Consider the following 13,441-nt stretch of genomic DNA (forward strand, 5'->3'; position numbering starts at 1 on the left):
TGTTGCTCCATGACCGCAGGCGCCCTGCGTCCCGCCGCCGCTTCGCCGCACATGCAAACGTTTCCGGACTTCACATGAATGACACCGATTCCTCGCTATGCTCGCGGCGGCACGAACCGGCGCAGCCGCATCCTGCGACCCGGAGCGCGCCCTTCCCGTAGGTCCCGCCAATCGGCTCCCCCCTTTACCGCACGATAACGACCATGACCCGATCGAACCGTCGTGACTTCCTGCGCGTCGCCGCCGGCACTGCCGGCGCCGCCGCGCTGAACCTGTTTCCGCCCGTGATCCGCGATGCGCTCGCGATTCCCGCGAACCGCCGCACCGGCACGATCCGTGACATCGAACACATCGTGATCCTGATGCAGGAGAACCGTTCGTTCGACCACTACTTCGGCACGATGCGCGGTGTCCGCGGCTTCGGTGACCCGCGCCCGCTGCGCCTCGCAAACGGCAAGTCGGTGTTCCACCAGCCGGTCGGCCCGGCCGAACTGCTGCCGTTCCATCCCGGCGCCGACAAGCTCGGCCTGCAGTTCCTGCAGGACCTGCCGCATGGCTGGCAGGACATGCACGCCGCGTGGAACAAGGGCCGTTACGACCAGTGGGTGCCGAACAAGGGCACCACGACGATGGCGTACCTGAAGCGCGACGACATCCCGTTCCATTACCAGCTCGCCGATGCGTTCACGATCTGCGACGCGTATCACTGCGCGATCCCGAGCTCGACCGACCCGAACCGCTACTACATGTGGACAGGCTATGTCGGCAACGACGGCACGGGCGGCGGCCCGGTGCTCGGCAACGAGGAAAAGGGCTACGGCTGGACGACCTACCCCGAAGTACTCGAACAGGCCGGCGTGTCGTGGAAGATCTACCAGGACGTCGGCACGGGGCTCGACGCGAACGGCTCGTGGGGCTGGACGCAGAACCCGTACATCGGCAACTACGGCGACAACGCGCTGCTCTACTTCAACCAGTACCGCACCGCGCTGCCCGGCACGCCGCTGTACGACAAGGCGCGCACCGGCACCAACATCAGCACCGGCGGCACGCTGTTCGACGTGCTGCAGCAGGACGTGAAGAACGGCACGCTGCCGCAGGTGTCGTGGATCTGCGCGCCGGAAGCGTATTCCGAGCACCCGAACTGGCCCGCGAACTACGGCGCGTGGTACATCGAGCAGGTGCTGAAGGCGCTCGTGTCGAATCCGGAGGTATGGAGCAAGACCGCGCTGTTCATCACGTACGACGAAAACGACGGCTTCTTCGATCACGTGCAGCCGCCGTTCGCGCCGCAGTCGCGCGACAACGGGCTGTCGACGGTCGCGACGACCAACGAGGTGTTCGCCGGCGACGCATCCCACATGGCCGGCCCGTACGGGCTCGGGCCGCGCGTGCCGATGCTCGTCGTGTCGCCGTGGACCAAGGGCGGGTGGGTCTGCTCGCAGACCTTCGATCACACGTCGCTGCTGCAATTCATCGAGGCGCGGTTCGGCGCGCAATATCCGGTCGCGGCCGCCAACGTGTCGCCGTGGCGTCGCGCGGTGTGCGGCGACCTGACCGCCGCGTTCGACTTCGCGACGTCCGATGCCGCGTGGCCGACGCTGCCCGACACGAGCAGCTACGCGCCGCCCGACCGCAACCGGCATCCCGACTACATCCCGGTGCCGCCGGCCCTGCAGAAGCTGCCGAAACAGGAAGCCGGGCTGCGTCCGGCGCGCGCGCTGCCGTACGAGCTGTTCGTCCACGGCCGCGTCGAATCCGTGAACGGCCAGTTCCGGCTGACCTTCGCGAACACGGGCCGCGCGGGCGCCGCGTTCCAGGTCCAGTCGCGCAACCGCCTCGACGGTCCGTGGACGTACACGGTCGAAGCCGGCAAGCGGATCGCCGATACATGGAGCGCGGCGGCATCGCTCGGCCTGTACGACCTCGACGTGTACGGCCCGAACGGCTTCTACTGCCATTTCCGCGGCCCGTTCGCGACCGGCGTCGGCAGCGCGAACGTGAACCCCGAGGTGATCTACGGCTATGACGTCGCGAACGGCAACATCACGCTGCGCCTGATGAACCGCGGCCACAAGGCCGTGCGGCTCAAGGTCACGAACGCGTACGGCCACGGCCGCTCGCGCACGTTCGACCTCGCGCCGGGCGCGCACGTCGACGACTACTGGGACCTGCGCGGCAGCCACGGCTGGTACGACCTGACCGTCAGCGACGGCCGGCTGCTCGGCTTCCTGCGCCGCTTCGCGGGCCACGTCGAAACGGGCCGCCCGAGCACCAGCGACCCGCTGATCCGCACGCACGCGTCGCACGACGACGCCGAAGCCGCATCGGACGCCCTGTCCGACTGACGCCGACCCACGCGCGGCGCGGCCCCTCGCGGGCCGCGCCGCGTTTTTGTCCCGCACCGCCTCCCATCTCTGCTCCCGTTCCGTTCGCGACGGGAAACTCCCGATACCGGCCGGACCCGCCCGCGCGGAAGCTATGCGCAAATCCGCATCGAATGCGCGACAAATTTCCAAGACCCGCGCATATCGGCGACCTATATATCGAAGCAATCGGGGCTCTTCGCGGAGCCTGACGGGAGATGTTTCCGAGGATCACGCTGCCGACCTCCCCGCCCGATTCCGAGAAGCGGTCGAACCGCCCGCCCGTCGCACGCGCCCGGCCCGCCCGGACGCGCGCGGTACCCACTCGCCGGTGTCGAACAAGAGGAACAACATGAAATTCCGTCATTCCCTGCTGTCGGTGTCCATTGCATCCGCGCTTGCCCTCCTCTCGCAACAGGCCGCCCAGGCTGCCGACGCAACCGACGTGAAGGTCGGCTTCGCCGCGCCGCTCACGGGCGTGAACGCCGGCTACGGCAAGGATCTGCAGAACGGCGTGCAGCTCGCGCTCGACGATGCGGCCGCGCAGAAGGTGCAGATCGCCGGCAAGCCGGCCCACTTCAATCTCGTCGTGCAGGACGACCAGGCCGACCCGCGCATCGGCGTGCAGGCCGCGCAGGCGCTGGTCGACCAGAACGTGTCGGTCGTGGTCGGTCACTTCAACTCGGGGACGACGATCCCGGCGTCGGTGGTCTACGACAAGGCCGGCATTCCGGTGATCGACCCGGCCGCGACCAACCCGACGCTCACGTCGCGCGGGCTCGCGAACATGTTCATGGTGATCGCGACCGACGGCCAGAATGCCGGCAACGCCGGCAAGTACGCGGTCGAGATGACGAAGGCGAAGCGCATCGCGATCATCGACGACCGCACCGCGTTCGGCCAGGGCGAGGCCGACGAATTCGAGAAGGCCGTGAAGGCCGCGGGCGGCACGATCATCGGCCGCGAGTTCACCAACAACCAGGCGGTCGACTTCCGCGCGCAGATCACGAGCCTGAAGGGCAAGAACCCCGACCTGATCTTCTTCGGCGGCCTCGATTCGCTCGCCGCGAACTTCATCAAGCAGATGCGCCAGCTCGGGCTGAACGCGCAGTTCGTCGGCGGCGGCGGCGTGAAGGACAACGAGTTCATCAAGATCGCGGGCCCGGCCGCCGAAGGCGCGATGGCATGGGAATACGGCCAGCCGCTCGACGAGCTGCCGCAGGGGAAGGATTTCGAGGCGCGCTTCAAGAAGCGCTTCGGCGTCGACGTGCTGTCGTATGCGCAGTTCGGCTATGACGCGGCGTGGGCCGCGATCAAGGCGATGCAGGCGGCCGGCTCGACCGATCCGAAGGTCTATCGCCCGGCGCTGAAGAAGATCGACTTCGAAGGCGTGACCGGCCGCATCTCGTTCGCGAACGACGGTTCGCTGAAGAGCGGGATGTCGACGCTGTACCAGGTGAAGAGCGGCGCGTGGAAGACGATCGTGACGAAGGGAGGCTGATCGGCGGGTTCGGCGGCCGGCGGCGGATGCGCCGCCTGGCCGCGCAGATCGATGCGGCGATATCGATCTCGTATGACGACTGATGTTAAAGCGATTCGGCACGGACCCGCGGCAACGCGGGCCGCGCCGCACGGCGGTCAGCTGGCCTCGGCCTCGGCCGCTTCGTGCGCACGACGCAGCCGCTCGCGGCTGTTCGTGAGGTGCGTGCGCATCGCGGCGCGCGCCGCTTCAGGGTCGTGGCGTGCGATCGCCTCGTAGATATCCTCGTGCTCGTGGTTCAGCCGGCCCACGTAGCGCTCGAGATCGTCGCCGGCAAAGCGCGCCGAATTCACGCGCGTGCGCGGGATGATCGACGTGCCGAGCTGCGTCATGATGTCGACGAAATAGCGGTTGCCGGTCGACTGCGCGATCTGCAGGTGGAACTGGAAGTCGAGCTGCGCGGTGTCACGGCCACCGCCCGCCCCCGTCGCGATCGCGTCGAGCGCGCGCCGCAGCGCGGCGAGGTCGGTATCGTTCGCGCGCTGCGCGGCCAGGCTCGCGCACTCGCTCTCGAGGCTGATGCGCAGTTCCAGCACCGCGAGCACATCGCGCAGCGTCGTGATCGTCGCGGGATCGATGCCGAGCGCCTGGCGGCGCGACGGCTCCAGCACGAAGCTGCCGATGCCGTGGCGCGTCTCGACGAGGCCGCTCGCCTGCATCCGCGAGATCGCCTCGCGCACGACCGTACGGCTGACGCCCTGCGCCGCCATGACTTCGGTTTCGGTCGGCAGCTTGTCGCCGGGACGCAGCGTGCCGTTTTCGATCTGCGCGGTCAGCGCGTCGACGACATCTTGTGCGAGGCTGCGTGCGCGACGGCGCGGCGCTGCGGGAAGCGTAGGCACGGACATGAGGCCGGTTCCTTTTTGAATGATCGTAATGTGAGCCGAGGGTTTACGCGGGGTTTGAGCGAAAGCCGATGATTCATTATACTGCGTCACAAGTCATCCGACGACTGATGATCGATGCACGGATCTCCTGTCGACTCGAGCCGGCATACCAGCGCCGCCCGGTCCCATGCCTGACGATCAGCCAGCGTTCGCGTTCTGCGCGCTGCTGGTCTCGTTGTCGCGCCCACCCCGTTCCGGGTTGCTGTCGACCTGCGGGCCTTGCGCGCCGCGCACGTCGGTTGTCGAATGATCGCACCTCCCGCCGCGCGCGGCAAAGCTTTTGCCGCACGGCATTGCCCACTCTTCTGCCATCGCCGCCCATGAACGCCGTCACTGCCTCGCCTTCCCACGACACGCCGCGCATCGTCGACCTGCAAGCGATTCCGGTCGCCGGCCACGACAGCATGCTGCTCAACCTGAGCGGTGCGCACGGTCCGTTCTTCACCCGCAACCTCGTGATCCTGAAGGACAGCGCGGGCCGGACAGGCGTCGGCGAGGTGCCGGGCGGCGAAAGCATCCGCCGCACGCTCGACGACGCGCGCGCACTCGTCGTCGGCCAGCCGGTCGGCAACTACCATGCGGTGCTCAACGACGTGCGGCGCACCTTCGCCGACCGCGACGCGAGCGGCCGCGGGCTGCAGACCTTCGACCTGCGCACGACGATCCACGCGGTCACCGCGCTCGAGGCCGCGCTGCTCGACCTGCTTGGCCAGCACCTCGGCGTGCCGGTCGCCGCGCTGCTCGGCGAAGGCCAGCAACGCGACCGCGTCGAAATGCTCGGCTACCTGTTCTACATTGGCGACCGCACGAAAACCGCGCTCGCGTATCGCGACGGCAGCGGCGCGACCGACGACTGGACCCGCGTGCGCGACGAGGCCGCGCTGACGCCCGAGGCCGTCGTGCGGCTCGCCGAGGCGGCGCATGCGCGCTACGGCTTCAACGACTTCAAGCTGAAGGGTGGCGTGTTCGAAGGCGCAAGCGAGATCGAGGCCGTGACGGCGCTCGCCGAACGCTTCCCCGACGCACGCGTGACGCTCGACCCGAACGGCGCATGGTCGCTCGACGAAGCCGTGCGGCTGTGCCGCGATCAGCATCACGTGCTCGCGTATGCGGAAGATCCGTGCGGCGCGGAGAACGGTTACTCGGGCCGCGAGGTGATGGCCGAATTCCGCCGCGCGACGGGGCTGCCGACGGCGACCAACATGATCGCGACCGACTGGCGGCAGATGGGCCACGCGGTGCAATTGCAGGCCGTCGACATCCCGCTCGCCGACCCGCATTTCTGGACGATGCAGGGTTCGGTGCGCGTCGCGCAGATGTGCCGCGATTGGGGTCTCACGTGGGGTTCGCATTCGAACAACCACTTCGACGTATCGCTCGCGATGTTCACGCATGTCGCGGCCGCCGCGCCCGGCCAGGTCACCGCGATCGACACGCACTGGATCTGGCAGGACGGCGAACGGCTGACGCGCGAGCCGTTGACGATCGAGAACGGGCTGGTGGAAGTGCCGAAGCGGCCGGGTCTCGGCGTCGACATCGACATGGATGCGGTCGCGGTCGCGCACGAGCTGTACAAGCAGCACGGCCTCGGCGCCCGCGACGATGCGGCGGCCATGCAGTATCTGATTCCGGGGTGGACGTTCAACAACAAGCGCCCCTGCCTCGTGCGCTGAGCGCGGGACCGACCGGGCGGCCGGCTCGCCCGGTTGCCGGTGACCAGCCGGTCCTTGTCGCCCGCGCCGGGTGCGCGAGCCGTGTCAGACGATCTGCTTGAGCGCCGCGTCGAGCGCGAGCACCGCGACGCGGTCGCCTTCGGTCGCGAGCGGCGCGCGCATCACGATCTGCCGGTTATGGCCGACGGCCGCCGGCGAATCCCACAGCAGCTCGACCTTCGGCCGATTGAACAGGCTGCCGCGACGCGGCGGCACGATTGCCGGCTGCGCGTCCGCCGCACCCTGCTCGCTCGGCGCAGCAGCCTTGCGGCCAGGCCAGCGCACCGACAGCTCACGCGCGTCGTACTGGCCGACCTTGCGGCTTTCCATCCAGACGATCGCGGTGCGCGTCAGCACGTCGAGTGAAATTGCATACCGGCCGACCGCGAAGCGGCGAGCGGCCACGTTGGTGCGCCACAGCGGCCGCGGGCGGCAGATCCAGACGATCGCCGCGTAGAGCGCCGGCGCGGCGACGAGCCAGCCGTTGGTCGCCGTCACCGCATGCAGCGCGTGGCGCCAGCCGGCCACCCACGCGTACATGCCGATCGACCAGACCGCGAACAGGAAGCCGATCAGCGCGAAGACGCGCAGCGCCTGGCGCAGCCACTGCGGCAGCGGATGGAACGGCCGCTCGGCACGCGCGACGGCGCCCGGCAGCGCGAGCAGCAGGAAGATCAGCACGAGGTAGACGAACGCCCACGGCGACGACACCATCGCGGACAGCGACGAGCGATAGCCCATCTGCGACATCGAGAACAGCCAGCGCGCGAGCAGCACGAGACCGATCGCGCGCAACGCGAAGATCACACCGGCGCCGGGGGCCGGCGCTGCGCGCGTGGTTTTCGTTCTCGCCAAGACTGCTCTCCTCTTGATATTCGTACAGGGCCGGATTTCACGGCACGGCCATTATAGGGACATTACCGTCTGGACAGACGGCCGGATGGCGTGCCGGGCCGCTTCGGGAGCCGTTCGCGGCGCCGGGCGCGGCGAGAATACAACACATCCGCGCCGCGGATGTGACAACGCCCCGCCGGAAAACCCGGACGGGGCGTCGATGACGGCCGCGCGCCGCAGCGCGGCAGCGGCCGGCGAATCAGCCTGCGTTGACTTCGCGGAGCACCGTACGGTGCTTCTGGCGCAGCAGTTCCTCGTAGCCCTTCACGTAGTTCTGCGCCATCACCTTCGACGAGAAACGTGCTTCGAACGCGGCGCGGACCTTCTCGCGCGGCAGCGTATCGAGGCGCTTGAGCGCCGCGACGGCCGACAGTTCGTCTTCGACGACGAAGCCCGACACGCCGTTGTCGATCACTTCCGGCACCGAACCGCGCTTGAACGCGATCACCGGCGTGCCGCAGGCCATCGCCTCGATCATCACCAGGCCGAAGGGCTCCGGCCAGTCGATCGGGAACAGCAGCGCGTGCGCGTTGCCGAGGAATTCGGTCTTTTCCGACTCGCTGATTTCGCCGATGTACTCGACGTGCGGCAGCGCGAACAGCGGCTTGATCTTCTCTTCGTAGTACGCGCGGTCAGCCTTGTCGAGCTTCGCGGCAATCTTGATCGGCAGGCCGGCCTGTTCGGCGATGCGGATCGCCGTGTCGACGCGCTTCTCCGGCGAGATGCGGCCCAGGAACGCCAGGTAGCTCGGCTTCACGTTCGGGATCGGCGTCAGCAGGTTTTCCGGCAGGCCGTGGTACACGGTCGACAGCCAGTTCGCCTGCGGCAGCGGGATACGCTGGTTGTCGGAGATCGACACGACCGGCACGTCGCTGAATGCATTGAAGATCGGCTGCAGTTCCGGCAGGTCGAGACGGCCGTGCATCGTCGTCAGATGCGGGACCGGCTGGCGCGAGAACAGCGAGAACGGGTAGTAGTCGATGTGGCAGTGCAGGACATCGAACTCTTCCGCGCGGCGGCGCACCTGCTCGAGGAGCAGCATGTGCGGGGCCATCACGTCGCGGATCGTCGGGTCGAGGCGCAGCGCCTGCGGCCAGCATGCCTCGAGCTTCGCGGAAGTTTGCGAATCGCCGCTCGCGAAGAGCGTCACGTCATGCCCCATCTCGACAAGCGCTTCGGTGAGATAGGACACCACTCGCTCGGTACCACCGTACAGTTTCGGGGGCACCGCTTCATGCAACGGAGCGATTTGGGCGATTCGCATGCGTAACTCCTAAAAAATCGGCTAAAAACCAGGTATGGGTCGGCAACCTGCCGGCGGTCCGGGCTGGATGCATTTCATCCGAAAATCGGACGAATCAGCCTGCCGGGGGCGTCGAACCCGCGCTGCTCAAGGAGCGTCGGCGACGCGACAGGCATAGAACGTTTGAAACGAAGACCCGTTGACAGGGGTTCGTAAAAAAACCTGGAATCGAACCCGGAGCCGATTATCTAGGGTTAATCCCGATACGGCGCACAACATTTCAAACACTTTACTTTGTTACAAAGGTGCAACACTTTGCAACCCGCGGACTTGGGTGTCCGTTCTAGAGTGGAAGGCCGTTTTGGCGATCCCTGTTAACCCGAGGCTGCCGGCACGTGATTCCGGCACACGAGGCAGGACGGGATGCCGGATTTTATCTCAAAATCGATCGCGAGCCCCTGGCCAAGGCAAGATTCGCGCAGCGCGACGCACGGCCTTGTTTACAATGCCGGATTATTCAGTCCGGGCGAACGTCGGCATGCGATCCAGCCGCCACGCTCAATCACCGAATCACCGCACGCATATTTTGGAATCTCTCACCCCTGCCCAGCGCAACGCCCACAACGCGAAGCTGTCGAGCTACGCGCACCGGCCGATCGCGTTCCTGTTCCGCTACATCCGCCTCCATCCCGCCGCGCACCTCATCGTGCTCTGCAGCGTGCTGGCCGCCGTCGGCTGCGCGCTCGGCTCGCAGTACGCGATCAAGCACCTGATCGACGTACTCGCGACCGGGCGCCATCACCCGGGCCCGCTGTGGAGCGCGTTCGCGCTGCTCGTCGGGCTGATCGCGGCCGACAACCTGCTGTGGCGCGTCGGCGGCTGGGTCGCCGCGCACACGTTCGTCGCAGTGACCGGCGACCTGCGGCGCGACCTGTTCCAGTACCTGATCGGCCATTCGCCGACGTATTACTCGGAGAAGCAGCCGGGCACGCTCGCGAGCCGCATCACGGCCACGTCGAACGCGGTCTACACGTCCGAGAACACGATGGCGTGGAACGTGCTGCCGCCGTGCATCGCGGTGATGGGCGCGATCCTGATGATCATCGTCGTCAATCCGCTGATGGCCGCCGGCCTGCTCGGCTGTTCGGCCGTGCTGTCCGTCATCCTGTTCAAGCTCGCCGGGCGCGGCTCGGCCCGTCACCATGCGTTCGCGGCGAAGGCCGCGGCGGTCGACGGCGAGCTCGTCGACGTGATCGGCAACATGGGGCTCGTGCGTGCGTTCGGCATGACGCTGCGCGAGCAGAAGCGCTTCGGCGCGACGGTCAAGGCCGAGATGGACGCGCGCCAGCAAAGCCTGCTCTATCTCGAAAAGCTGCGCCTGCTGCACGCGGTGATCACCGCGATGCTGTCGGCCGGCCTGCTCGGCTGGGCGCTGTGGCTGTGGGACCAGGGCCGCGCGACGTCGGGCGACATCGTGCTCGTCAGCTCGCTCGGCTTCACGATCCTGCACGGCACGCGCGACCTCGCGGTCGCGCTCGTCGACGTCACGCAGCACGTCGCGCGCCTGTCCGAGGCCGTGAAGACGCTGCTCGAGCCGCACGGGATGCCGGACCGCTCCGACGCGCAGCCGCTGACGGCCACCGGCGGCCGCGTCGACTTCGAGCGCGTGACGTTCGCGTACCCGCACCGCCGCGCGATCCTCGACCACTTCGATCTCCATATCGAACCGGGACAGCGCGTCGGCCTGATCGGCAAGTCGGGCGCCGGCAAGTCGACCGTGCTCGCGCTGCTGCAGCGCTTCTACGACACGCAGGACGGCGTCGTGAAGGTCGACGGCCAGGACGTGAAGACGATCACGCAGGACAGCCTGCGCCATGCGATCGCGCTCGTGCCGCAGGACATCTCGCTGCTGCACCGGACGATCTACGACAACATCGCGTACGGCCGCCCCGAGGCGACCCGCGACGAAGTGCTCGCCGCCGCGCGCGACGCACGCTGCGCGGAGTTCATCGAGGCGATGCCGGAAGGCTATGACACGATCGTCGGCGACCGCGGCGTCAAGCTGTCGGGCGGCCAGCGCCAGCGCATCGCGATTGCGCGCGCGATCCTGAAGGATGCGCCGATCCTGCTGCTCGACGAAGCGACGTCGGCACTCGACAGCGCGTCCGAGGAAGCCATCCAGAGCGCGCTCGACCGCCTGATGGTCGGTCGCACGGTGATCGCGATCGCGCACCGCCTGTCGACGCTGCGCAACTTCGACCGGATCATCGTGATGAGCAACGGCAAGGTGATCGACGACGGCCCGCCCGACGTGCTGCGCAACCGCCCCGGCCTGTACCGCGACCTGCTCGCGAAACAGCACGGCCGCCATCACGCGGCCCCCGACGGCAACACGCCGACCGGCGAGCGCGTGGCCTGACGCCGCCCGCATACGGCCGACAAAAAAAGCCGCAGTGCGTCACGCACTGCGGCTTTTTCATTGCGCCGGGAGCAGCCGGTCAGACGTGCTGCAAATCGCGCAGGAAGTTGTCGCGCCACACCGACACGTTGTTCTCGCGCAGTTGCGCGATCATGTCCGCGTAGCGCGCGCGCCGCTCGGCGAGCGGCATCGTCAGCGCCTGCGACAGCGCATCGGCCATCCCGTCGATGTCGATCGGATTGACGATCAGTGCGCCCGTCAGCTCGCGTGCAGCGCCCGCGAAACGCGACAGCACCAGCACGCCCGGATCGTCCGGGTTCTGCGCGGACACGTATTCCTTCGCGACGAGGTTCATCCCGTCGCGCAGCGGCGTCACGAAGCCCACGCGCGCAAGCCGGTACAGCGCGGCCAGCACCTGGCGGTCGTACTGGCGGTGAATGTAGAGGATCGGCGCCCAGTCGAGCTCCGCGTAGCGCCCGTTGATGCGCCCCGACTCCGCCTCCAGCTGCAGCCGGATGTCCTGGTACGCGCGCAGGTCCGCGCGCGTCGACGGTGCGATCTGCAGGAACGACACGCGGTTGCGGATCGACGCCTGGTGCTCGAGCAGCTTCTCGAATGCACGGAAACGCTCGACGAGCCCCTTCGAATAATCGAGCCGGTCGACGCTCATGATCAGCTGCCGCCCGCGCAGCGACGTCGCGAGCGTGCGCACGGCCTTTCCCTGCTCACCGGCCTGCGCGAGCGACGCGATCTCGTCCGGATACACGCCGATCGGATAGGCGGCCGCACGCAGCGTCTGGCCGAATGCGCGCACGCGCACCGTGTTGTACCCGTTGCGCTCGACCTCGCCGCCCGCTTCGAATTCGACGTAGTCGCAGAATGCGCGCAAGTCGGGTTCGGTCTGGAAGCCGAGCAGGTCGAACGCGCACAGCGACTCGACGAGCTCGCGGTGCGGCGGCACGTTGACGAGCACCTGAGCGGCCGGAAACGGGATGTGCAGGAAGAAGCCGATCCGGTTCTTCACGCCGGCATCGCGCAGCGCGCGCGCGAACGGGATCAGGTGATAGTCGTGCACCCAGATCACGTCGTCGTCCTGCAGCAGCGGCACGAGCTGCTGCGCGAGCCACACGTTGACGCGGCGGTAGCCGTCGAATTCGTGGCGGTCGTACTGGATCAGGTCCGCGCGGTAATGGAACGCGGGCCACAGCGTCGCGTTCGAGAAGCCACGGTAGTACTGGTCGTAATCGCGGCGCGCCAGCCCGACGGTCGCGAACGTCACGGGCCCGCGCTCCTCGACGTGGATCTGCGGCTGCGGCGCGCCGGACGCGACGACCTCGCCGCTCCAGCCGAACCACATGCCGCCCGTCTCCTTCAGTGCGTCATAGACGCCGATCGCCAGGCCGCCCGCCGCCGGTTCGCCTTCCGAAATCGGTGCGACGCGGTTTGAAACGATGATGAGCCGGCTCATGCGTGCGGCTGCCCCGCGCCGAGCCAGCGCGCGATCTGCTCATGCAGCGCGTCGACCGAGTCGAGCCGCATGCGGGCCGACGTCTCGCCCGCGCCGACCTTGATCGACAGGCCGCCGCGCGCATTGACCACCGCGAAGCCCTTCTCGTCGGTCAGGTCGTCGCCCGCGAACAGCGGCACGCGCCCCGCGAACGGCGGTTCGTCGAGGAACGCGGCCAGTGCGCGCCCCTTGTCGACGCCCTTCGGCTTGATCTCGAACACCATCTTGCCGGGCTGCAGCACGTACGCATCGGCATAGTCGGCCACGAGACGCTCGGCCGCTTCGCGCGCCGCCGCCTCGCGCTCGGGCGCGTTGCGGAAGTGCAGCGCGACGGCCGCGCCCTTGATTTCGAGCAGCATGCCCGGATGGCGGTCGACGACGCCCGCCAGCTCGCGCTCGATGCGCAGCAGGCGTTCGTCGTTGAAGCCGATGCGCTGCGTGTCGCCGTTCGCATCGCGGCGCTCCGCGCCGTGCAGGCCCGCGATCGGCAGGTCGGGCATCTTCAGGAACGTGTCGAGGTTGTCGATGCCGCGCCCCGACACGACCGCGACCGCGCCGTGCGTGCGGCGGCGCAGCTCGTCGAGCAGCGTCAGCAGCGACGGCGGAACGTGAATGCTGTCGGGAGTCGGCGCGAGTTCGACGAGCGTGCCGTCGAAATCGAAGAAGAACGCGGTATCGGTCAGGGACAGGGAAGCCGGAACGGATTGCATCGATTCGATAGTCTGAGGGCCGGCCGGCAAACGCAGGCCGCCACTGCGCGAATGGGTTTGTGCGCATCTTACCGCGCCTGCGCACCGAGATGGGCGAAACCGGTACGTCGCCGGCCTCGCGCTGCCGCCCGCGTCAACTGCGACATATTGCCCCGCTCGCCCG

General features: G+C 67.9%; 9 protein-coding genes. 4 read left to right on the forward strand and 5 right to left on the reverse strand.

Annotated elements, in window-relative coordinates:
- Window positions 1-203 precede the first annotated feature (203 nt).
- A complete protein-coding gene (locus tag U5798_RS28020) occupies window positions 204-2,348 on the forward strand; it encodes a phosphocholine-specific phospholipase C (RefSeq protein ID WP_322083849.1) in 2,145 nt (714 codons plus the stop codon).
- A 370-nt stretch (window positions 2,349-2,718) separates the two neighbouring features.
- Window positions 2,719-3,867, forward strand: coding sequence for a branched-chain amino acid ABC transporter substrate-binding protein (locus U5798_RS28025; protein WP_322083850.1), 1,149 nt, complete (start codon window positions 2,719-2,721; stop codon window positions 3,865-3,867).
- Between the two features lie 137 nt (window positions 3,868-4,004).
- On the opposite strand, the gene U5798_RS28030 is transcribed toward U5798_RS28025, so the two are convergent.
- Window positions 4,005-4,754: a FadR/GntR family transcriptional regulator gene (locus U5798_RS28030; protein ID WP_124455989.1), complete on the reverse strand. Its 750-nt coding sequence runs from the start codon at window positions 4,752-4,754 to the stop codon at window positions 4,005-4,007.
- 359 nt (window positions 4,755-5,113) lie between these two features.
- Between U5798_RS28030 and gudD the strand changes: the two genes are divergently transcribed.
- Window positions 5,114-6,466, forward strand: a complete 1,353-nt coding sequence (gene gudD, locus U5798_RS28035) for a glucarate dehydratase (protein ID WP_124455990.1) — start codon at window positions 5,114-5,116, stop codon at window positions 6,464-6,466.
- Between the two features lie 84 nt (window positions 6,467-6,550).
- On the opposite strand, the gene U5798_RS28040 is transcribed toward gudD, so the two are convergent.
- Both U5798_RS28040 and U5798_RS28045 read right to left on the reverse strand, forming a co-directional pair.
- On the reverse strand, window positions 6,551-7,360 hold the full coding sequence (locus tag U5798_RS28040; protein ID WP_124455991.1) for a hypothetical protein: 810 nt from the start codon (window positions 7,358-7,360) through the stop codon (window positions 6,551-6,553).
- Between the two features lie 238 nt (window positions 7,361-7,598).
- Window positions 7,599-8,663, reverse strand: coding sequence for a glycosyltransferase family 4 protein (locus tag U5798_RS28045; RefSeq protein WP_124455992.1), 1,065 nt, complete (start codon window positions 8,661-8,663; stop codon window positions 7,599-7,601).
- Between the two features lie 565 nt (window positions 8,664-9,228).
- Between U5798_RS28045 and U5798_RS28050 the strand changes: the two genes are divergently transcribed.
- Window positions 9,229-11,061, forward strand: a complete 1,833-nt coding sequence (locus U5798_RS28050) for an ABC transporter ATP-binding protein (RefSeq protein ID WP_124455994.1) — start codon at window positions 9,229-9,231, stop codon at window positions 11,059-11,061.
- Between the two features lie 79 nt (window positions 11,062-11,140).
- On the opposite strand, the gene otsA is transcribed toward U5798_RS28050, so the two are convergent.
- Both otsA and otsB read right to left on the reverse strand, forming a co-directional pair.
- Window positions 11,141-12,529, reverse strand: coding sequence for an alpha,alpha-trehalose-phosphate synthase (UDP-forming) (gene otsA / locus U5798_RS28055; protein WP_124455995.1), 1,389 nt, complete (start codon window positions 12,527-12,529; stop codon window positions 11,141-11,143).
- Window positions 12,526-13,278 carry a trehalose-phosphatase gene (gene otsB, locus U5798_RS28060; protein ID WP_124455996.1) on the reverse strand — a complete coding sequence of 251 codons (753 nt, stop codon included), beginning with the start codon at window positions 13,276-13,278 and terminating at the stop codon, window positions 12,526-12,528. The genes otsA and otsB overlap by 4 nt, the downstream gene beginning before the upstream one ends.
- Between the last annotated feature and the right edge of the window lie 163 nt (window positions 13,279-13,441).

It is taken from the genome of Burkholderia sp. BCC1972 (assembly GCF_905339605.1).
In the GTDB taxonomy this organism is placed as follows: Bacteria; Pseudomonadota; Gammaproteobacteria; order Burkholderiales; family Burkholderiaceae; genus Burkholderia.